14 protein-coding genes are annotated in these 22015 nt (G+C 51.8%); 5 read left to right on the top strand and 9 right to left on the bottom strand.

Translation table 11 applies throughout. The features are described from left to right. Positions 1-314 precede the first annotated feature (314 nt). From CRP01_RS07130 to CRP01_RS07120, 3 genes are all read left to right on the top strand, one after another. Positions 315-3026, top strand: coding sequence for a lectin-like protein (locus CRP01_RS07130; protein WP_099149329.1), 2712 nt, complete (start codon positions 315-317; stop codon positions 3024-3026). A 108-nt stretch (positions 3027-3134) separates the two neighbouring features. After that, positions 3135-5048, top strand: a complete 1914-nt coding sequence (locus CRP01_RS07125; protein WP_099149328.1) for a DNA polymerase III subunit gamma/tau — start codon at positions 3135-3137, stop codon at positions 5046-5048. A gap of 66 nt (positions 5049-5114) precedes the next feature. Further along, the gene (locus CRP01_RS07120; protein WP_099149327.1) at positions 5115-6848 is read left to right on the top strand and encodes a M28 family peptidase; all 1734 of its coding nucleotides are present in this window, start codon (positions 5115-5117) and stop codon (positions 6846-6848) included. A 60-nt stretch (positions 6849-6908) separates the two neighbouring features. Here CRP01_RS07120 and smpB read toward each other — a convergent pair whose 3' ends face one another. From smpB to CRP01_RS07105, 3 genes are all read right to left on the bottom strand, one after another. Then, on the bottom strand, positions 6909-7373 hold the full coding sequence (smpB, locus tag CRP01_RS07115) for an SsrA-binding protein SmpB (protein ID WP_099149326.1): 465 nt from the start codon (positions 7371-7373) through the stop codon (positions 6909-6911). Positions 7374-7597: 224 nt separating this feature from the next. After that, positions 7598-9067, bottom strand: a complete 1470-nt coding sequence (locus CRP01_RS07110) for a helix-turn-helix domain-containing protein (RefSeq protein WP_099149325.1) — start codon at positions 9065-9067, stop codon at positions 7598-7600. A 122-nt stretch (positions 9068-9189) separates the two neighbouring features. Further along, positions 9190-9771, bottom strand: coding sequence for a hypothetical protein (locus CRP01_RS07105; protein WP_099149324.1), 582 nt, complete (start codon positions 9769-9771; stop codon positions 9190-9192). 94 nt (positions 9772-9865) lie between these two features. On the opposite strand from CRP01_RS07105, the gene CRP01_RS07100 reads away from it, so the two are divergent. Beyond that, entirely contained in the window at positions 9866-11140 is a 1275-nt protein-coding gene (locus tag CRP01_RS07100; protein ID WP_143473302.1) for a glycoside hydrolase 5 family protein, read from the top strand. Here the strand turns inward: CRP01_RS07100 and CRP01_RS07095 are convergent. Further along, positions 11137-12453, bottom strand: coding sequence for a hypothetical protein (locus CRP01_RS07095; RefSeq protein ID WP_099149322.1), 1317 nt, complete (start codon positions 12451-12453; stop codon positions 11137-11139). The two genes, CRP01_RS07100 and CRP01_RS07095, sit on opposite strands and share 4 nt — an antisense overlap. 138 nt (positions 12454-12591) lie before the next feature. Here CRP01_RS07095 and CRP01_RS07090 point away from each other — a divergent pair, with 138 nt between their 5' ends. Then, positions 12592-14406 carry a MutS-related protein gene (locus CRP01_RS07090; protein ID WP_099149321.1) on the top strand — a complete coding sequence of 605 codons (1815 nt, stop codon included), beginning with the start codon at positions 12592-12594 and terminating at the stop codon, positions 14404-14406. Between the two features lie 88 nt (positions 14407-14494). Here CRP01_RS07090 and CRP01_RS07085 read toward each other — a convergent pair whose 3' ends face one another. The 5 genes from CRP01_RS07085 to CRP01_RS07065 all read right to left on the bottom strand — a co-directional run bounded on the left by CRP01_RS07085 (position 14495) and on the right by CRP01_RS07065 (position 21900). Further along, positions 14495-17341 (bottom strand): WD40 repeat domain-containing protein, encoded by a 2847-nt coding sequence (locus CRP01_RS07085; protein WP_099149320.1) that lies wholly within the window; start codon positions 17339-17341, stop codon positions 14495-14497. Further along, complete coding sequence (locus tag CRP01_RS07080) at positions 17325-18068, bottom strand: ATP-binding protein (protein ID WP_099149319.1); 744 nt, start codon at positions 18066-18068, stop codon at positions 17325-17327. The genes CRP01_RS07085 and CRP01_RS07080 overlap by 17 nt, the downstream gene beginning before the upstream one ends. 2 nt (positions 18069-18070) lie before the next feature. Then, complete coding sequence (locus tag CRP01_RS07075) at positions 18071-19876, bottom strand: CHAT domain-containing protein (protein WP_099149318.1); 1806 nt, start codon at positions 19874-19876, stop codon at positions 18071-18073. 226 nt (positions 19877-20102) lie between these two features. Then, positions 20103-21155: a type IX secretion system protein PorQ gene (gene porQ / locus CRP01_RS07070; RefSeq protein ID WP_099149377.1), complete on the bottom strand. Its 1053-nt coding sequence runs from the start codon at positions 21153-21155 to the stop codon at positions 20103-20105. Between the two features lie 52 nt (positions 21156-21207). Further along, the gene (locus CRP01_RS07065) at positions 21208-21900 is read right to left on the bottom strand and encodes a toxin-antitoxin system YwqK family antitoxin (RefSeq protein WP_099149317.1); all 693 of its coding nucleotides are present in this window, start codon (positions 21898-21900) and stop codon (positions 21208-21210) included. Positions 21901-22015: the final 115 nt, after the last annotated feature.

Raw genomic sequence — 22015 nt, 5'->3', positions numbered from 1 at the left:
ATAAGGGAAAATTGAAATTTCAAAAAAAATAATATATATTTATAATGTGTTTACTTAAATTTGTTCCTCAACTCAGAATGAATCCCCTTAGAAATTTAGAGCTTAAAAAAGACGGCACACCTACCATTTGTCCGTGATGGAAATATGGTTTAGTGGTCAAATACAAACAGACACTAACAATTAAATCTTTCGGCGGCTTGACATCGATGACTCCCTGAAATAGGTTGCTTGGTTTAATTGGTCCACACACAAAAGCTATTTAGTGCGGTACAGCTTTATGGCTGGTACCTTTTTTACCCAGACAATCGTTAATCATGGAACAAATTACACAAAACTACACCGGTAGAAGCCGTTGGCTTTTGAGGTCCTGTCTACTTATTGCCTGTTTTTTAAGCACCATTTACCTTGAAAGTCAAAATTCCGCCTCTTCACTGGGGGATAATTCCATTCTCCTAACAATTAAAAACCGTCCAAATTACAACACCTTCCGGCAACTGGTCGGCGTGAACGGCGGAACGAACTGGGATGGACACGCCTCTCCCAATCCCGTCAGCGGTGTGATCTGGAATGCCCGCAGTTTTCACCTGATGGAGATCGACTACCGCTACCAGAAGAATCCGGCTAATTACCGGATACAGCCCTGCCTGGCGGATTGTGACGAAGCCTATATGTGCTATCCGGCCAATTCCTGTGAATTACCGGGCCCCGGCAGTGAAAAGAGCACGTTGGCCTACTACAAAGCCCGGTACTGTAACAACTGGGCGAGAAACTTCCCCACCGTTTTCGCCTCCCTGGAAACGATCAACCCCTATTACAAAAACGGCTGCCCGACGCCCTCATTTACCGTGCGTCCCTGGCCGGATAAGTGGTATTCGGCAGAAGAATGGGGACACAATACGGCAGCCATTGAGGACAATGCGCGGATCTACGCCGAAGCATTTGCCGCCACTTTCTGTCCTAATGATCCTTCCAAGCAATGTGTAGTCAATGTATTGGAAGTAGGCAACGAGCCCTGGGGCATCCCCGGAAGAGAGGCTTACTGGGCCATCAGTCGCGGTATGGTGGCCGGGATGATCAACTACTATGGTAGCGATCAGCCGGAAAACTGGCGCATGAAACTGTCCACTGCGGCATTCCAGGCCCACGATCCGAAAAGCTCCAGTAATGACTATATCGGCGACATGGTGCCCGAGGACGTCCGGCCGTATTTCAGCTATGTAAATATTCACCCTTACGCTTTCTCGATCGAAGAGCGTTCGCTCACGGCACCTCCCGAGTCTCCCTACGGGCAGTTCCGCTCGGTGGAGAATCTGGAGCAGTGGCGACAAACCCACATGCCCCACGCCCGGCTCAACATCAGTGAATTTGGCTGGAACTCCCGAGATAATGGTGCCAACTTCCCCGGTGTCGGAGAAGCTACCCAGGCCATCTATACGATCCGGTCGCTGCTGATGGCCAGTCGTTACGGGGCGGACAAGGCGTTTATCTACAGCTTGTTCGACCGGCCGGAAGATGATCTGTTCAACAGCACCGGATTGATCTCCAATACCGATCTGCACGAAAAAAAGGCATTTCGTTCCGTGGCCAGGCTCATGGACCTGATGGGCGAGAAGATCTTTCTGAAGGCCTTATCGGAAGATGCGGATGAGCAGAACGGCATGTATGCCTATCTGTACGGTGATGCCAACGGCAAACCCACCCACCTGGTGGCCTGGTTGCCGGATGAGACCAACCACGAAGAAACCTTCCCGCTCGGCCGGAGTGTGCGCAGCCTGTTGTTTGCGGATCCGGCCATCCAGCCGGCCCGGACGGGTTACTTCCGTTATCTGGCCTGGACGGATGAATTTGACGCCAACATTACCAAACGCCCCATCGTAAGCGTGGATCTGAATAATCCTGATCAGCATTACCTGATCCTTTCGGCGGTGCCCGTGGTGATCCCCTTGCAGGAAACGGATGTGTACATCAATGCCCACGGGGAAGTGGTTTCCGGCGGTACTGACAGCTGTGACGGCCCGGCCATTCCCAATACGATCCTGGGCGATGAGTCCGATTGCAAGCCCTTCCAGAGTTCGGCGGTCGTGCCGGCGGAAGAGATTCCCGTCGGGCTCGGAGATATGATCTACCAGTGGCAGTATTCGGACAATCCCTGGCACTTGACCTGGAAGAATGTGGAAGGGGCTACGGGGCCGGCCTTTGCTCCGGGACTGATCAGTGAGACAGCGTGGTTCCGCCGGGGAGTGCGCCGTCCGGGATGTCCGGATTTTAGTTATTCGAATCCGGTGCTGAAAGATATCCTGCCGGATGACTGCAATGAGCCCGAAGAGGATTGCCTCTTCAACGATCCACCGGACGGTTTTCGGGCGCTGGCCCAGGATGAGGAACACGCTTATCTGCTGTCCGATAAAAAAGAGAACTGGTACGACGCACGCGAGATCTGCGAGGGCATTGGCGGACAGTTGGTCCGGATCGATAATGATACCGAGCAGCAACTCATCCTGGACGAATTGCGGCAGGCCGGCACCTCTACCGCTTTCATCGGCCTGCAGGATCAGGATCTGGATGGTCAGTTTGAATGGACGGACGGCAGTACGGCGGATTACCTCAATTGGGCGAGTGGAAATCCTTTCAGTCAGCGGCGGCCGGGCGGCGTGTACGTCGGCGCCTGGTCCAATGGGCCCTGGTACCTGACTCACTTTCTGACCGAAAAGAATTTTATCTGCGAGCAGAGCTGTAGCCCGCCGGAAAACCTGAAGATCAATATTGGCAAAACGCACCGATCGACGGGAACCCGGGTGTATCCCAACCCGACCCGGGATATGATCCATCTGTCGGTCAGTGAATATTTTTTCGATCGGGTGATCGTACTCCAGGCAAGCGGGGAGGAAATAATTGTCGAAAACTTCCCACTGCAAACTCAGACGGCGAGCATCTCTCTACAGGATCTTCCACCGGGACTTTATTTCCTGAGGATCAGGACTTCCGACGGAGACTGGATCAGTAAAAGGGTGATCCGGCAACGGTAATCATCGCTTAAAAGATGCCCAGGCAACCCGCCTGGGCGTTTAATTTAAAAGCTGAACACAATTGTTGCAGAAGCTGGCCTGACGGTAAAATTTTCGTACTTTTGTTACATGAGCACATTTGTTGTATCTGCGCGGAAATACCGTCCGAATCGATTTGAGGATGTTGTCGGTCAGGAGCATGTCTCCGGGACCCTGAAGAATGCTTTGCAAACGGATCATCTGGCCCATGCGTTCCTGTTTTGCGGTCCGCGTGGTGTCGGTAAGACCACCTGCGCCCGGATCCTGGCCAAAGTGCTCAACTGCCAGTCACCAACCTCGGATTTCGAGCCCTGCAACGATTGTGAAAGCTGTAAGGCATTCAACAAAAATGCCTCCTTTAACATCACGGAACTGGATGCGGCTTCCAACAACTCGGTGGAACACATCCGTGCCCTGATCGAACAGGTGCGATTCCAACCCCAGCAGGGGAAATATAAGGTGTTCATCATCGATGAGGTGCACATGCTCAGCCAGCAGGCTTTCAATGCCTTTCTGAAAACGCTGGAAGAGCCGCCACCCTACGCCATCTTCATCCTGGCTACAACGGAAAAGCATAAAATCATTCCGACGATCCTGTCGCGTTGTCAGATCTTTGATTTCCGTCGTATTCAGGTATCGGATATGGTGGTCCATCTGTTTAATATCTGCCAGCAGGAAGGGATCGAAGCTTCGCCCGATGCCCTGCACATTATCGGCCAGAAAGCGGACGGTGCCCTGCGTGATGCTTTGTCCATCTTCGACCGTATCGTTGCCTTTGCCGGAAAGAAGATCTCCTACGAGGATGTGATCGCTAATCTCAATATCCTCGATTACGATTATTATTTCCGCCTGGTGGATGCCATGCTGATGGAAAATATTACGGAGGTTATGCTGATCTTCGATCAGGTGCTACGTAAAGGTTTTGACCCCGAACTGTTCATCAACGGACTGGCGGAACATTTGCGGAATCTGCTGGTGTGCAAGGATCCGGAAACCCTGCAACTGCTGGAATGTGGTGACGGATTGCGCAAACGCTACCAGGATCAGGCACATCTCAGTCCTACCTCGCTGTTGCTTACCGCGCTTAATCTGGCTAATGAGTGTGATCTGAACTATAAGATGGCCCGGAATAAACGGCTGCACGTCGAGTTGAGCCTCATCAAAATGACCCACGCCGGTCGGGCTTTCAGTCTGGGTAGCGCTGCACCGCAGGCTGCACCGGCTAACGGACAGGCGCAAAAAAAAACGCCTGACCTAAGCGAATCCGCTATTCCCACGCCGACCAGCCCGGAAAAGCAGGTAAATACTGCGGAAACGGAGCAACAATCAGCCCCGGTTGCTGATCCCGAACCGGAAATCGAACCCATTGCGGCCAGTCCGGAGCATCAGAACGGATCTTCGGAAGTTCCTCACGACGCTACGGTGACCGAAGTCGTTGAAGAGGAAGTGCCGGAACCAGCCGAGCCGGCAGCTTCGGTCGATCCACCCGTTAAAAATGGTAAACCCGAGCCGGCAGCAGCCAACGGTCGCCCCGGCCTGAAGCGGTCTGCTCGTCACAGCCTGGCGCATCTGAATATGGATGCCCTTCTGGCGGAAGTTGAAGAAGACCTGGAGCAACAGCCCCAGGAGATCCCCGAACTGAAACTGGAAACGATCCAGCAGAGTTTCGATGACTATATCGAACAACACGATAAGAACAGCGTAAAAATGCTGCTTAAAAACGTGAAGCTGGATCTGGAAGATACCGAATTGGTCGTTAAGGTCGGGACGCGCCTGGCGGAAAGCTCCGTACGGGAGGAAACCGAAATGATGGACTACCTGCGCGGGCAACTCAAACATCCGGAGCTGAGCCTGCGGATCGAGATCGATCCCAGTATGGTGGTCGAGCCACCCAAACGGCAGAAACCGCTCAACGCCAAGGATAAATACCGCTTAATGAACGAGGTCAACCCACAGATCCGGGAACTGATCACGCGCTTTGGTATGCGCCCGGACGAGGAATAAACCGAAAATACGAGATTGGCAGCCGCTATTCCGTACCGACAGATCTACTGAACAATCCACTACCACATGCAGACCATCTCCCGACTTCTGGCTCTGGCCATTCTAATCTTTACGACTCAGAGCCTGGCCGGCCAGACCACCTACCGTCAGATCGATCAATATCTGGATCTGATCAATGCCGAATATTCGGGCGAAACCGCTCTTCAGACTACGGCCTACGTGTCCGAGCGCTGGCGTCTGCCGGGTAATGCCGGTTTCGATTCCAGTATCTATTACGTGCAGCGAATTTTACAAAAAGCCGGTTTTGAAGCTTCAGAGCAACCGTTAGCGGACCGAATGACCTACCGCATTGAGCGCAACCCGCTGAGATTGCCGGCGTGGGAACCGCAGGATGCCAGTCTACGGATCGTCGGCAAAAAAGAACCCCTGCTGGCCTTTTCTTCCAACCGCAATATGATCGCGATCAACTCTTTCTCTACTCCGGCGGATGGGGTAGAAGCGGAAGTGGTTTATCTGCCGGGCTGTGATCCGGAAGCATTAGAAAAAATGGACGTCAGGGGAAAGATCGTTATGGCCGATTGCCACAGTCATAGCCTGTACCGGATTGCCGTGGAAAAATTTGGGGCACTGGGCGTATTGGCCTATCGAATTCCCAACTATAATCAGCCCGAGCGATTTCCGAATTCGATCCCCTTTTCCTCCATTCCGTTCAATACCGAATTCGAATCCTGGGCCATTAACCTGTCTTACGCCGCCAGATCAAACCTTCTGCAGGCGCTGGAAGCCGGACCGGTGCGGGTCCGCGTCAATATCCAAACCCGCATCAGCCCGGGCGAAGAACTTACTCTCATCGCTGAGATCCCCGGTACCGAATTGCCGGAGGAACGTTTCGTTTACAGTGCGCACGTGCAGGAGCCGGGCGCCAATGACAATGCTTCGGGAGTTGGGGCGCTTTCGGAAATGGCCCGGGTAGCGGCCAGGCTCTTTCAGACCGGCAAGGTTCGACCCGCCCGTACGCTGACTTTTATCTGGGGAGATGAGATCCGCGCCACCCGGCGTTATATCCAGGAAGATGAGGCACGGGCCAAAGGCATCGGCTGGGGTATGAGCATGGATATGGTCGGAGAGGATACGGAAAAGACCGGTGGGACTTTTCTTATCGAAAAAATGCCGGACCCATCGGCTATCTGGACCCGCGGTACCGATAAGCATACCGAATGGGGCGCCAGTCCGGTAAGCGAAGAGAACTTCAATCCCCACTATTTTAACGATGTAGTGGAGGGGATCTGTCGCCGGCAGGCTTTGCGAACCAACTGGACAGTCAACACCAATCCTTTCGAAGGGGGAAGTGATCACCAGCCTTTCCTCGATGCCCGGATACCGGGATTGCTGTTCTGGCACTTTACGGATGTATTTTACCACACGGATGCCGACCGGATCGACAAAGTTTCGGCGCAGACCCTTAAAAATGTGGGGTGCAGTGCGCTGAGCTGCGGCTTTCTGTTGACGGCAGGAACAAAAAATGCAGCTCAATCCGTACTGGATATTACCAAAAAAGCGGCCTTAAAAAGGTTGGATGCGGAACTGGACCTGTCGATACAGGCGGTAAAAGATGGTCAGGATCGGGAAGAGGAACAACGCATTCTGCAAAGCTGGCGCAATTGGTATCGGGTGGCGCTGCCCAAAGTGAGCGACATTCTGATTTCGCAGATGCCTAAAAGCCTGCGCAAGCATATTAACGATGCAGTGGAAGCGGTGGATGAGAAAGCAGAAGCCGCGATCAGTGTTATTGGGAATTAATAGCCCGGGCTGGCTGGAGGGAAAATTGCTGTTGCCTCAGATGGCCCCAGATCAGATACTTTAATACGCTTTTTTGATCCGGGCCATGTCCCGTTTGAGGTCTTTCTGTTTGATGGATTCGCGTTTGTCGTAGCTCTTTTTACCCTGGGCCAGTGCGATCTCCAGCTTGGCAAACCCTCTTTCCGTCAGGTACAATCGGTAGGGAACAATGGTGAATCCCTTTTCCTTTACTTTCTTTTCCAGTTTGCGTAATTCGCCGCGACGTAGCAGCAGTTTTCGAGGGCGACGGGTATCGTGATTAAACTGGTTCCCGTGGGCATATTCGGCAATGAAAAGGCTGCGAATGATCAACTCCCCTTTTTTAAATACACAGTATGCATCCCGCAGGTTAGCCTGACCTTTCCGGATCGATTTAATTTCGGTACCCTGCAGCACAATGCCGGCTTCATAAGTATCAATGAAGTGGTATTCGAAGGTTGCTTTACGGTTGATTATCTCCAGTGTCGGTTTCTTCTCGCTTGCCATTCTTTGTTTATCGTATTTCGGGCTCGGTATTCATACTCCGGCCTTGCTGTGCTGTCAATGCTTTGTTCCGAAACGTTTCGGGAGGATTAAAAGTTCAAATACCTATTCTCCTGCGTTTCCAATCTCAAAAATAAGCGTAAATGTGGAATGAAACAGTCCGAATAGCGTTTCCGGCGTTATTTAGTGCGATTAAGGATCCGGTTGTCAGGTACTGATGGATCGGGTCAAAGCTCCTGCAACCGTTTTTGTATCGCTTTGAATTGCTGGCGGCGATCCGCTACGATGGGTGGCGCCGCACGTTCCTTACAATCGGTCAGAGAGCAGCGTTCACAGGTCTTATTGACCATACGGAAAGGGATCTTTTCATCGTCCAGGAAACCGATGGTCGACCGCAATTCATCGGTAACTTTAAGCCCGAGGGTAACGCTAACGTTCTTTTGGGGGTCCGGATAGGAAGGCCGGGCGATGGTGAGACACAAATATTCATCCTCGGTACCGATATACCGGGAACGCTGGATGCCGACAATGATCTTTCCGGAATCGTCTTTTCTCAGTTCCTCCAGCATGGAAAGCGCGATCCAGCGGCGGCAGTAGTGTTCGAACAGTCCGTTACTGTGGGGATGGTGGCGATGACTCAGGTGCAGTTCCCGGTCAATATCGTACTGGTCCTGTCGCAGATCGTGGGCGAAACGCAGGAAAAATAACTTGTCCAGACCAAAAAATTCGGGCAGCACATTGGTCAGGCGGTGATAGAACATTTCCGGATTGGCCAGATACTTGTTCATAATGCCCAGAAAAGCTTCCCCGTTCCAGGTTTTTCGCCGGAAAAAAGCCCGGATATCATCCACAAACATGGCCAGCGGCATGTGCAGAGCAACGGAAAAGTAGGTAGCCCGGGCGTGGTTGAGCACTTCTTCAAACTGATTGATGCGCATCAGGGAAGAGGTAAATGCCCTTTCCTCCATATTCATATACTGAAAGGCCATTTCCTTTCCGTAGGTAAAAGCCTTCTGTTTCGGACTGAGCTGACTGTTGAGCAACAATTCCCGGCGCTCGGGCACATAGACGGAGCGTAGTCCCTGGAGTTCGGGATAAGGATCCAGCCCGTTTTCCACGATCTTATAATCGAACTGATTTTCCAGTAGTCGCTGCAGGGTTTCCACGGGAATAGGCCGGCCTTTGGGGATCTGATGCTCCTGGCAGAAACGATCTACGGCTGCTTCTATCTCGGGGAAGTAATTGGAATTCAGTTCCAAAAAAGAACGTAGGGCGCCAAAGTAAAAGTTTTCCTCCTTCAACGCGTAGCTTCTGGACAATTCCAATAGGGTGGAAATGAAGGCGCCCACCCGCACCGGAGCGTTGGCAATGATCTCGACCACCTTGCTGAGTTCAATACCAAAGAGATCGAGTGGAAGTTCGTTGAGAAAGTTGGATTGGAGTAACTGGTTGACCGGTTCCAGATTGCGGCTGAGTTGCCGGGAAGTCAATTCGTTAAAGCTGACGTCCAGCGCATTCGCGATCTGGTGGATCTTATCTTCTTTAGGATATTTTTTCCCTTTTTCAATCTCGTTCAGGTAGGAAACGGACATTTTGGACTTCTTGGCCATATCGGCAAAAGAAAGGCCCTTTTCCTGCCGAAGCTGTTTGACTTTCAGGCCAAAAATAATCCGTTCGTTTTGGGTCTTGTTACTCATTGATCCAAAAATACTAGTTTCAAGCGAATATTCGCATAGGATTTTCGGAGGGTATAGCGGATTGCCGGGATTCCCCGGCTTATTGGTACAGTAGAACCGACGCAGGCCGGATCAAGATCATTTTACAGATCAGTGAGCATTTTGAGGTCCAGTTGGAGATTTTTAGCTACCCGGATAAAATTCCCCTGCTGTCCCAACGCATCGGCGAGATCCTGGAAAGCCGGCCGGAAATCTGCATGATAATCCTCCGGGATCTTTTCCAGCAGTTTAAGCAGTTTAAGTATCCGCTTGGCAACGTATTCATTCAGGGTGCGGGAGTGCCAGGGGCTGGCGAAGCGCAGTTGACTTCCCAGCAGTTCGAGGGTCCGGTTGATCATAAATAGATTGAGCTCAACCTCGCCGTATTTATCCTTGGTAATCTTAACGTGGCGGTTGATACGGCCACTGATGGCCCGGATATCCAGTAATAAATAGCCGGGCGAATAATAATTGTTGGCGGCGCGCTGCAGCGACCTCTCGATCGTATTGCGCATGTTGTCCCGTCGCAGTTCGACGGTGGCACTTTCCTCCAGCAACTGGTATTCCAGTTGAGCTACGAGTATCTCATCTTTTGGGATCAGACGGAATAACAGCCTATCCTTTTCTTTGGAGGATAGAGCACTGATTGCTTTCTTTAGTTCGGGAGTCAGCTTTACACGAGCCATAAAAAACGTTACTTTTATTGGAAGCTCAATATCCGGGCAGTTTCCAGTTCCAAAAGTAAATTAATTTCTTTTGAAGACCTTATTCTTTTTGCTAATGTCAGTTAGTTTGTCGGCTCAATCGATTGTCGAGGTCCGGGGCAACCACTTCTACCGGGATGGAAAACCCTATTATTTTTTAGGGGCCAACTTCTGGTACGGTATGCATCTGGGAGCGCCTTCCGCCCCCGGCAACCGGGAGCGTTTGCGTAAGGAACTCGACCAGCTGGAAGCGCTTTGCATCACCAATCTACGGATCATGGCCGGTAGCGAAGGTCCGGACGGAGCGCCCTGGCGGGTAGATCCCAGTCTGCAACCCGCTCCGGGGATTTACAACGAGGCACTGCTGGAAGGCCTGGATTTTCTGCTCTTGGAGATGGGGAAGCGGAAGATGACCGCCGTCGTTTGCCTGAATAATTTCTGGCCCTGGTCGGGTGGGTTCGCCCAGTATCATCGCTGGTTTGGTGGTAGCGAGATCCCTTACCCGCCACCGGCGGAAGGGGGGAGCTGGTTTACCTTTGCCCGCTACAGTTCCCGCTTTTATAAAAATCAACTGGCCATGACGGCTTTCGATGAGCATATCCGCAAGATCGTCGGTCGGGTGAATAGCCTGACGGGCAAGGCCTACCGCGATGATCCCACCATCATGAGCTGGCAACTGGCAAACGAACCCCGGGGCATATTTCGTCCCCGTGCCTACCGTCGGTGGATCAAGCGGACGGCCAAACTGATCAAATCGATCGATACCAACCACCTCGTGAGTATTGGTAGCGAAGGAAATACCGCCGGCCCGACGGGCAATCACTTCCGCCGGGACCACGCGCCGGACCTCATTGATTATACCACCATTCACATCTGGATCCAGAACTGGGGCTGGTACGATCCGGAACAACACGAGGCCACTTACGAGCGGGCGCTGGCCAAAGCCGTTGCTTACATCGACCGGCATCTGAAAAAAGCCGAAAAATTAAAAAAACCGATCGTCCTGGAGGAATTCGGGATTGCCCGCGATCTGGGAGATCACGATCCGGCGGCCACTACCCGGCAGCGGGATCAGTACTACGGGGATATCTTCCAGCACATCTACCAACTGGCCGAACGGGGAACCGCCATGGCCGGCTGCAATTTCTGGGCCTGGGGCGGGCAGGGCAGACCGGGTGCACCGGAGGTAATCTGGGCTGCAGGAGACGATCTGATTGGTGATCCACCGCACGAACATCAGGGCTGGTATTCGGTATACGACCGGGATGATTCGACTTTGCGGGTTATTAAGCGGTACGCGGAGAAATGTGCAGCGGGGGAGATCCGGCCGGCCATTTCTTCCTGGCCCTAATCTCCGGCTTGTTCCAACCAAAACACCGCCTGGATCTGACGGAAAACACTATCCCTTTCCGGTCCGATCTTTTCTACCCGGAGTAAGTTACGGCCGCTACGAAAGTTGGCGGTCGGGAGGTAAACCAAAATGCCGTGTTCATCCTGATTGGGGTGAATATATTTAATCATTTCCGGTTCGCGGTACAGGCTATCGTTGACGTAGAAACGGTGCATTTGTTGGTAACAATCGGTATAATACGCGCGCCACTGTTCGGACTTTTCCCGACTGCTGCCCACCGGATCAAAATCGCCGCAAAGTTCCTGCCTGATGTCGGATTCGGAGGAGAGCATGGGAACAAATACCCGCAGGAGATCACCCGATATGACATCGCTTTCCAGTTCCAGGGAAAGCAGGCGACGATCATCGGTGCGCAGGTTCGCGTAGTGTTCGGGGATCAAGCGGTCACTGCGATCAAAATGCTCGTATAAACGCTCGGATTTCATAAAGCTGAGAAAACGGTAGTTAAAGAACCGACTGCCGAAGAAAAAAAGCACGAAGATCATGATCAGTACGACCATGCCGGCGTAGCGCTTCATACTCAGATTGGTCTGGAAGATCATTCCCAGATAAGAAGCCGGTTTGGCAAAAAGGTGCAGATAAATACCGGAAGCCCGCTTGTAGATCGGATACTGCCATTTTTTTATAAAGGGCTTATCCCGCCATTTTTTGGTGTTGCTGATCAGGAAAAGTACCGTATAAGCCAGAAAAGTAAGCAGGAAGATCAGTCCGAAAATGCTACTCACCGTCGGACCGAAAAAACTTTCCAGCAGGTACCAAATGCCACCGACCACGACTATGTCCAGGTTGATCGCCATAAAGATCATTACCAGCTGGGCACCAAAACCAAAAAGTATACTGCAGACGTCATCGAGTTGACGAATACGGGATTTTTCACCCGAATGATCCGTCTTGAACTGTTGGAGGAAATTTTTGGAATAGGTTTCGGAATTTTCATTAATACCCATCGGGAAAACCGAATTCAGGCCGAGCAGGCCGATCCAGACCGTACGCAGTACCAGGTGAGCGATGAAAATAAAAATGAGCATATAAGCGCCCAGGCCCAGATAGGTGAAGAAAAGGTAAAGCAGCAAAAAATAGCTCTGTTCCAGCGAAGCGAGGCTCCAATCCATAAGCCATTCTACCAGATCGGGCAATTGCATGGTGCCGTAAATGGCCAGTCCGGAAATGATCAGTTCTGCCTGCCAGCTTTCTTCTTCCAGTTTTTTGAGCCATTCCGGGGTATTGGGAGCAGCGGATGGTTGGTTGTCCATAAAGCGGTTTCTTAGCTTCGAAGATAAGAATCAAATTCATAAATTGAAATTGGGGTTTGATCCTTTCGCAAATGAAATTAATCGATCTTTGCCCAAATTCATTTTGCCCCCTCTCGGGGATAGCCTACCTTTGAAACCGTGCAACAACTATTAGATCTATACGAAAAGCGCCGACTTGAATTTGAAAAAGAAGCCGGCCAGCTGAAAGCAAGATACGACCGGCTCTCATTGGTGCGTCTGGCACTTTTTATTGGAGCCATATTGCTTACCATTTTCCTCTGGAGCCTGGCCTGGTGGTGGGGGATCCTGTTCATTGCGGCCTTTATCGCCGGATTTTATCGTTTTGTGCTTTGGCACCAGCGCATCCAGGAAGAAGCGCAACACCTGGAATCTCTGGCCCGGATCAACGGCTACGAAGGCGATGCCGTGCAACACAAGTATCAGGTATTTCCAACCGGAAAGGCTTTTCTGAGTATGGATCATCCCTACGCACTGGATCTCGATATCTTTGGAGAGTATTCCTTCTTCCAGTATACCTGCCGCGCCAATACGGCCATCGGACAGGCCCGTCTGGCGGATTACCTCCTGGAACCGCTGATTGACGGCAACGCCATCCGTGCCCGACAGGAGGCCATTCTCGAACTGCGCGACAGCCTCGACTGGCGGCAGCATTTTCAGGCCTACGGGGCCAACGCACAGGATGACCCCGAGCACCTGCACCTGCTGCAACAATGGCTGGAGGATCCGCCCTTCGTAATGAACAACCGGTGGCTGCGTCTGGCGCTCTATCTGGCTCCGGTCTGGTTTGCTATCGGCATTGCGCTCTGGTGGACGGTTCTACCCTGGCAGATCATGCTGGTATTCCTGATCCCGCCGGCCCTCGTCATACGCAAAACCATCGAGCAGGTGAATTTTACCCACCGCCGTACCACCCACGCCGGTGAAACCCTGGCGGTTTACGGAAAGCTGATCCGCCAGATCGAGCGTCATACCTTTCAGTCACCCTTGCTACGGGCATTGCACGATCGTCTGGGGCGGGAGGAACAGCCCGCTTCCAAACACATCGAACGCCTGGCGTATATTATCAGCCAGCTCAATGTCCGGTTTAATGTGTTTGCCATTTTTCTCAACATCATCGGTCTCTGGGACCTGCAGTGGGTCTACCGACTGGAAAAATGGAAAGCCGGACTGCAGCATTCCCTCCCCGAATGGTTTGTGGTGTTGAGTGAGATCGAGGCGCTGAGCAGCTTCGGCAATGTTTGGTACAATAATCCGGTGTGGATTCTGCCGGAATGGAATGAAGAAGCAAGACTGGCGGTACAGAATATCGGGCACCCCCTACTGGATCGGAACGTGCGCGTCGGTAACGATCTCCGGATGCCTACCCGGGGTCACATAAAACTCATCACGGGGTCCAATATGGCTGGCAAAAGTACCTTCCTGCGTACCATTGGTCTGAACCTGGTCATGGCCCAGGCCGGCGCTCCGGTATGTGCCGAAGCGATGGAATTCCCCACGCTGCAGGTGTATACCAGCATGCGCACCCAGGATGCACTGCACGAGAGTACGTCTTCTTTTTTCGCCGAATTGAAACGACTGAAGGTGATCATCGAAGCGGTGGATGCCGCGAATCAGCCCGATAACGAACAGCTCCCGGTTTTCTTCCTGCTGGACGAGATACTGAAAGGCACCAATTCCGTAGACCGGCACACGGGGTCAGCAGCTTTGATCCGGCAACTGATCCGGCAAAGGGGTGGCGGGCTTATCGCTACCCACGATCTGGAACTGGGCGGCCTGGAAGCCGAAGCGGGAGGTGCGATCGAAAACCTACGCATCGAGGTAGAGATCAAGGACGGTCAGTTGGATTTCGACTACAAACTCAAAAAAGGCGTCAGCGAGAGTTTTAATGCTACCCTGCTGATGAAACGGATGGGGATCAGGATCGATGAATAGGAGGTTATCAGGACGTTCGTTTTTCTAAAAGAAGAACAGTGCCCGATATTTTCTATCCAAAGGTCATGAGCCATAAAAGAGCCGGCCTTTACTGCGGGTGCGGTAGTACCCGCTCGTCGATCAACGCACCGACGCCATCGGCTCGCCATACTTTCAGCGTTTCATCGAAACCTCCGGTCACGATCAGCGAATCACCCCGTAGAAAAGCCGTGACGGTTACTTCGTCCAGATGACGGATGAGACTGGGGCGTTCGTGCAAACTCCCATCTTTGGTGAGTTCCCAGATCTTACCCACTTTATCCGCACCGGCAGTGGTAAAGCGGTAAGTGCCGTCGTGCAGCTCATTGGCGAAAGCCACCGCATTGATATCCGAGGTATGCCCGCGGTAAGACGCGCTGATCCCTTCCAGTTCGAAAGTAGGATTGAGGTTCCCTTTACGGTTTTCCTGCAATTCAAAAAGCAGGGCCGTATTATCGTAACTGCCCGTGAGCAGATAGCGTCCGTCCGGAGAGAAATCCACCGCAACGACCTTGGAGGTATGTCCCTCCAAACGACGACTCAGCGAATCCGCCCGCAGATCCCAGAGGTAGCCGTCTCCATCTTCACAACCGCTGAGTACATAGTGGTTATCCGGCGAAAACTTAGCCGCATGCACCCGGTTCGGATGGTCCAGTACCTTGAATTTCGCCGGATCTTTCCGATCGCGGAGCAGTACCTTTCCACTTTTTCTATCCACGATCAGTACATAATCATCGTTGACGTCCACGGCCGCAATGGAGGAAGTAGAGGGAACACGGGCGTACCCGCCGCCCCGGTAATCTTCATTTTGATTACGGCCCGACCGATCGATAAACGTGGTCAGGGTATTTTCCGAAGCAGCCACGATGCCTTTGCCGTCCGAAGCGTAGGCCAGGGCTACAATATCTCCCGGCCGGTCGAAGCGCTTGATCGGTTGCCAGACCGTATCCCGCTGATCGCTGGGCCAGTGCCAGAGATGGAAAAAGCCTTTATCTCCGTATAGGCTGAAAGCAATGGTATCGTGCATGGGACTCACCGCCAGGGCGCGGACGCTGTCTTCAAAGATCAGATCGCGTTCCGCGAGCGGGGCGAGGAACCAGGTTTTGATATCTCCGTCTTCACTGCAGGTGACGGCGTAATTATTCGCGGTATAGGCTACCGAATGGATACGCTGTTCGTGGCCGACCAGTCGTTTGATGATCTCTCCCTTATACGTCCAGAGGATAGCGGACTGGTCCCAGCTGCCCGTCAGGATCTTACGCCCGTCGGGAGAAAACGCAATGGTGGAGATAAGGGCGCGGTGGCCCTTAAATTCAGTGATCAGTTGAGGGTAACGCAGATCCCACAGCTTGGCCACATCCCCCTCTTCAAAGGCCGCGATCATTTTCCGGCCGTTCGGGGAGAAGGCCATACTGGTAACCGTACTCAGACCTACTTCCACAGTTTGCGTAATGGATTTACTGTTGCGGTCGCAAATAAAGATTTTATTGGAGTTCTCTTTTACAACGGCATACTGGGCCCTATTCCGCGGGTTGCCGACCAGCAATTTGATGGGGCGATTAAAACCGATCAGAAACTCTGCGTATGGTTTTTTTCGCCTCAGATTCAATTCGTAAATGATGCTGTCTACGCCGACCAGCAGGCTGTTGTCTACAACGATCATTTCCCGGACCCGGCCCTGTTTGAACTCGTAGACCATTTGGGGGGGCGTATCGTTGGTTACCTGCCATTTCCAGATCTTGCCGTCGGCGTGTCCGGATATTACGGTCTTTCCATCCTGCAACAATACCATGTCTCGGATCTTACCGTATTTGTTGAAGTCTTTGGGTGGGATAAGGAATCCTTTTTCCCGGATCGAGGTCCGCAACTGATCATCCGGAAGCTTCAGGTTTTTAAAGAATGGTACCGGAGAATCCATCGCTGCTCCCAAAATGAACTTCAGACTGTCTTCTACGATCACTTCGTCGATGGTTTCCGAGAGCCGTTCTCCCAGGTTATAGAACGGGAAAAGCGAAAACTCGGAAAGGAAGTTGTTGGTCAGTTGCCCAACCAAGGCATTATTGGCACTGTCTACCTGGGCATTTTGCTGAACATCTCTCAGTTGAAGGAAAGCCCGGGTCCGGTCGTTGCGGCTATTGCGGAGGGCTTCGGCGGTGGCCTGGGTAAGTTGTTTGTTGTTCTTCAACTGCTCCAGGTTGACCCCGATCTCTCCCAGCAAGGCCTGGTTCTCCCGCTCGGTTTGTTTTACCTGCACATAGAGCACGGACATCAGAACGGCGATACCGAGGGCCAGGAAAAATACCGCCCGCATTCTCAGGGTCCGGCGTTGTTCTTTTCTTTTACTTTTTTTGACAAACTTCCATTCCTCTTTTGTCAGCCGATTGGTGGATTGGATCGTTTCCGAGTATTTATCCAGTTGATTGAGTTCGTCTTCGGAAAGGTAACGGTTGGTTTTATCCTGGAAATAATAAGCGTCCTTGACCATTTTGACGGTCTCATCAATGGCGATGTCCGCCTGGTCGCGGGTTTGTTCGATGTGAGCGGCCAGCGTATCGTGGACCAGTTCGTAAACGCCGTCATCGGATTCCCGCAGGAGTCGGGCGTCGACCAGTTTGGTGAGAATAGTGGCAACGAGGATCTCGGATAATTCCGGGTACTGAAGTTCTTCCCGGTGGCGCGGCTGCTTGGTGCCCTCGAGGGAAACGAAACCGTTCAGAATTCGTTCAACGGATTTGGGCGGGATCTTCTCGGATTTCAGTTCCTGACGGATCTCAGATTTGATCTTGCGGATCTGATTGTTCATCAATTCCACCAGTACATCTCCAATGCCGCCGGTCTTCTGTATCAGCGGCAGGTCGAAGGTTACCGTGTTATTGGAGGTATCCGAAGTAATGTCTGGGTTAGTTTTTGAGGGCATTCTGATAGAGTTTGTCCAGGTAGATCTGCAGATAGGATAACTGCACTCCTGATTTTCCTTCGGAAATATTATTGATGATCTGCTCGATCGAGTTCTCGGGCGTTTCGATCGGTATCTGGAAATGCTGGCAGGTGCGTTCGATCACCTGGTAGGCATCGGCGTATTTCATCGGTTCTACGCGCAGCCGGAAGTCAAAAAGTTCCGGGATCACCTTTTCAAATTCGTATAATTTGGCGAGATATTCTTCCCGCATCACGAAGATAACCTTGCATTTGAGGTCGGCCCGGATCAGTTCGGCAATCTGCCGGATAAACTCCTCGCGTTCCTGCGGACGCCCCATGCCACTGATGAACAGCTCTTCGAACTGATCGAAAATGAGGAAAACCGGTTTGAAATAATCCAGGAAAATGGATTCCACGGCCTGGGCTACTGTCGCACCGTCTTTGATGGGCGTGCGGGCCGCAGCGCGCAGGGATTGCCAGAGAGAAGCATTGATATCCTGATTGCGACGGATGAGAATATCATTCCAGTCGGAAATATCGAATCGACTGGCCAGGCCGCAGCGGATCAGGCTGGTTTTGCCGGTGCCGGATTCTCCGTAAACGAGGATCAGACTGGCCTCGAAAACCATATTGTAAAGCTGTTCGATCTCGTGGTCCCGCCCGAAAAAGATCTGTTTATCCTCTTTGGTATAGGGATCGAGGAATTTGAAAGGGCTGTTCGGCATGGTTAAAGATCTTTAAAATTCGTGGAGAAAAACAGCTGGCAGAATTCGTCGAGTTGCTCTTTGATCTCTTCGTACACAGGCAGGTAGGCGCCGTCCTTATGGTGGTCCGACAGGATGAGTTCGTCCTGTTCCGACTGCACGTAGGCGTACTTGTAGTGCAGTTCCATTTTGTCGCGATCGCAATAGGTGAAAAAGAAAAGTTTGGATTTCTCTTTACCCAGCAGGGCGTGTTCGTCAATAATGAAGGGGGAAAGGTTGAGGTAGCGGTCGATACTGCGCTCCTCTTTCAGCAGGATCACAGAACGATTATCGGTGAAGACACCATCGTATTCCTTGTCGACGTCTTTATAACCGGCCGTAATGGTATCGAGCTTCACCCGGTAATGGCGAAAGCGGGGCGATTTGTTGCGGGCCTTGCTGACGGCGATACTTTTGATGGTATTGAGTTTGTATTTGGCAATGAATCCCAGGAATTCGAAGATCTCAGCCAGGTGCGTTTCCGATTGTACGCAGAAACTCTCGATCTCATCCGCCGAGACGTTATCGGTATCCACCTCCCTCTTGATCTCTTTCATGAAAGCGGTGGCGTCCTTAAAGACTTCGTCCTGTTGCATGGATTCCCAGAGCACGGAAAGTTCGTCGATGAATATAGCCGAGTCGGCCTTGCCCAGCAGGGACGCTTCATCGAAAAAGCTCAGGATCCCTTTGATCGTCTCGTTGTAATCAAAGGTCGGCAGCTCCTCTTTTTTGAGACTGAGTGTTTTGCGGATCTGGTCGGACAGTTCCGGCGATAATTGTAACTGGTCGTTTTTGATCTTCGCTTCCCACATCAGCGAAAGCAGCACGTGGGTGGAGAACTCCACCAGCGTATCGTAGGTGCGCACCAGCTGTTGGAGACGGGGTTTGCCGATCCGGTCCAATTGGTCCGCCTGCAGGTCGAGCGAGAACAGTTTTCTTACCTGCTCACCGATCGGTGCGGGCAGGCTGTCCATGATGGCCCGTTGCAGCAGGCGTACATCAGGATCTTCGCCGTCATCCTCCGCTTTGGCCAGTACGTAGTCAATGTCCCGGCTAAATGGACGCAGGACGTTCAGCAGGATCTGAGTGAGATGGGTATTGACCGGTGTTTTTGAAAAGTTGAACTGCTCGCTGGCATTCCGGATAATGATCTCCTGCCGGTTATTTTTCTGATCGGGCAATTTCCAGTCGAGCACCTCATCGTTTTCGGAATACAATCCCCAGGGAAAAGTCTCGGCATCTTCCTTGAGCACAATGCCGCGATATTGCTCAGCCTCTCCTCCTTTGGCCTTGATGAGGCCCGCAGCCATGGCAAAAGCCTCCCTGATGGTGTGCCGTTTCATGAGAGCGCTGTAGAACTGTTCGGCCAGTTCGGTAGCTTTGGTATCGTTGATCGGACAGGAGGTGGCGATCACGGCCGGCACGCCCAGATCGAGTAATTGTTTTACCTGTGGTTTTGTGGAACATCCGTTAAGGAAGACCAGCTTCAACTGCTTTTGGGCGGAGATCAGTTGGGCGATACCCTCGGAGCCGGCTTTTTGATCGGTAAGCTCCAAACCGTCCCCTTCGGCGTGGCCGCCGTAGTGAAAAACGACAACGCGATCTTTGAAATCAATGAGATAATGGGCGATCTTTTCCGTGGTGGCAAAGGATTCCCGGTGGAGGATATAATGCCCTTTTCCCGAACCTTCGTTCAAACATCGATAGATGCTTTCGCCCTCCCGTTCCAGTTGGGGAAGCGGTGCATCGGAATTATTGGCAAAAGCCAGGAATATAACAGGTACATCCATGTTGTACGTGTGGTTGACGAGAAATTGGTAGAGGAATGAGTGTTGGTTGTAAGAGTAAAAGCACGCAAAAGACTAACAACACTGTAGTCTGGCTAATCAGGGCTTATTGATGAGGGACTGGATAAGGTTTACCGTTGAACTAACAGTAAATTTACAATAATCAGGAAAGGTTACCTAATGATCGCATTATTTTTTAGAATGAACTCCTGCCCGGGCTTTCGCCGGCTTATTTTTTAAACTCCTGGAGATTGGTGGAGATCGTCAGATGATTGATGCCTCCGGCCAGATGGTAGTTCGTTCTTCCGTAGTCCAGACGGAAACGGTTGATCTTGACGCCGAAACCGAAAGAAAAGCCCGCCAGACTTCGGAAATTCTCGACCGTAAGTTCTTTTCGCATATAGTGATTGTAGCCGAGGCGCAATCGAAAATTTTCCTTTTTACCCAGCAGAAATTCTCCGTTAAAGATCAGATGCCGGAAAAAGTTGTCGATCCAGATACTGGTGGGACTGCGTTCGGTATCGATGTCGCCAAAGCTGATGGTGTTGTTCTCCCGGCTGGGGTCGTCGTAGATAACATTCCAGCGATCGAGGTGATGGTAGATAACCGAAAAGCGGAAGGGTAGGTAGCGTAATTTTTTGGAAATGCCGATCTGCAGATCGAAAGGCAAGGGCTCAAAGTTGACCTCCCGGTAGGTTTGTACCTGGGAGCCTACATTGCGGAAGACCAGGCTGATATTGATGTTTTTTGCCGTATCGATATACATGGCGGCCAGATCGCTGGTGAATCCGAGAGAAGTGTAGCTCTCCAGGCGGGAACTGATCATTTTCAGGTTGGCGCCCAGGGCCAGGCGTTCGTCTACCATTCTGGCGGCTCCGAGCACAAAGGCATATTCGGAAGCTTTGAACTCACCTTCGATCTCTCCCCGGTCGTTGGTCAGATCGAAAGTGCCGTAATTGACGTACTGGATCCCGCCGTGCAGACTCATCTGCGCTTTCTCGAGATGGTGCCCGTAAGCGGCATAACCGTTACTGATGCCTCCGAAGTGAAAATTGTGGTTGAAACTCAGCTGCTGGTGTACGAGCGGATTAAGCATCGCCGGGTTGGCGTACGCCAAGTTAACGTCATCGTCCCGTACAGTGATCAGATTTCCACCCAATGCGGACACCCGTGCGGAAGGGGAGAGGTTGAGGAATTCGTAGGTTGCCTGCCCCCCGAGTTGTGCAAAAACGGGAAGTTGCCAGAATACACAAAAGACAATAGGGAGTAAAATTCGCTGCATATACATTGGGTTGGGACGATCGGTTAATGGTTTGCGTTAGTGCCGGCCGGGTTTAGTCCGTAGCGCCTTCTTTTTCCCAGACGGTCCGGCAAACGCCGTGTTGACAATTCATGGTTTTTACCAATTCGCCCGTTTCATCGTAGATCTTGAGCAGGCCGTGCTCGTTATCTCCTTCTTTATAATAACCTTCAGCTTTCAGCTTGCCGTTTTCATGGTATTCGACAAAGGGACCGTTCTCCTGGTTATCCTGAAAACTGACTTCCTCCATCAACTGACCACTGGGGTAATAACGTTTCCAGGTGCCTTCCATCGAGTTGGCGGTATAGCTCCCTTCCAGTTCGAGTTGGCCGCCTTCGTAATAAGCCTGGTAGGGGCCGGCAAAGGTGCCGCCTTCATAATGCTCAACGATCTGGGTGTCCCCGTTCTCGTAATAAATTACCCGGGCACCGTTCAGGCTGTCGTTATAGAATTCTGCCGTTTCCAGCAGATTTCCTTCGGGGCTCATTTTACTGTATTTACCTTCTTTGGCGTAATTGTCCAGGCGACGGGTAAAACGCTCGGTATTGCCGTAGGCATCCGTTTTTTCCACTACTTCCAATTCGTTTTCGGCTACTCCTTTACCGGGCGAGCTGCCCTGTCCGCTGCAAGCGGCAAATAATGTAAGTAACAGGAGCAGGCCCGCCACAATGTACCCGGATGTTTTCGAATAGGTGGATAATATTTGAAAACGCATCTGACTTTTCATGATAACACTTTGTGAGAATGGGGTGAACTGGGTCTTTACAAGTATAGCAAAAACAAATTTACCCAAACTATACCATAGCTTGGGTAAATCTATACTAGTAACGAACTTTTACTAC

This window comes from Flavilitoribacter nigricans DSM 23189 = NBRC 102662 (genome assembly GCF_002646595.1).
In the GTDB taxonomy this organism is placed as follows: Bacteria; Bacteroidota; Bacteroidia; order Chitinophagales; family Saprospiraceae; genus Flavilitoribacter; species Flavilitoribacter nigricans.
This window is presented reverse-complemented; position numbering and strand designations above follow the sequence as displayed.

Excerpts from the sequence above, each read along its gene's own strand:
- porQ (WP_099149377.1), bottom strand. The coding sequence starts at position 21,155 with ATGCAGCGAATTTTACTCCCTATTGTCTTTTGTGTATTCTGGCAACTT.
- CRP01_RS07100 (WP_143473302.1), top strand. The coding sequence starts at position 9,866 with ATGTCAGTTAGTTTGTCGGCTCAATCGATTGTCGAGGTCCGGGGCAAC.
- CRP01_RS07120 (WP_099149327.1), top strand. The coding sequence starts at position 5,115 with ATGCAGACCATCTCCCGACTTCTGGCTCTGGCCATTCTAATCTTTACG.
- CRP01_RS07130 (WP_099149329.1), top strand. The coding sequence starts at position 315 with ATGGAACAAATTACACAAAACTACACCGGTAGAAGCCGTTGGCTTTTG.
- CRP01_RS07075 (WP_099149318.1), bottom strand. The coding sequence starts at position 19,876 with ATGGATGTACCTGTTATATTCCTGGCTTTTGCCAATAATTCCGATGCA.
- CRP01_RS07085 (WP_099149320.1), bottom strand. The coding sequence starts at position 17,341 with ATGCCCTCAAAAACTAACCCAGACATTACTTCGGATACCTCCAATAAC.
- CRP01_RS07110 (WP_099149325.1), bottom strand. The coding sequence starts at position 9,067 with ATGAGTAACAAGACCCAAAACGAACGGATTATTTTTGGCCTGAAAGTC.
- CRP01_RS07065 (WP_099149317.1), bottom strand. The coding sequence starts at position 21,900 with ATGAAAAGTCAGATGCGTTTTCAAATATTATCCACCTATTCGAAAACA.
- CRP01_RS07105 (WP_099149324.1), bottom strand. The coding sequence starts at position 9,771 with ATGGCTCGTGTAAAGCTGACTCCCGAACTAAAGAAAGCAATCAGTGCT.
- smpB (WP_099149326.1), bottom strand. The coding sequence starts at position 7,373 with ATGGCAAGCGAGAAGAAACCGACACTGGAGATAATCAACCGTAAAGCA.
- CRP01_RS07095 (WP_099149322.1), bottom strand. The coding sequence starts at position 12,453 with ATGGACAACCAACCATCCGCTGCTCCCAATACCCCGGAATGGCTCAAA.
- CRP01_RS07125 (WP_099149328.1), top strand. The coding sequence starts at position 3,135 with ATGAGCACATTTGTTGTATCTGCGCGGAAATACCGTCCGAATCGATTT.
- CRP01_RS07080 (WP_099149319.1), bottom strand. The coding sequence starts at position 18,068 with ATGCCGAACAGCCCTTTCAAATTCCTCGATCCCTATACCAAAGAGGAT.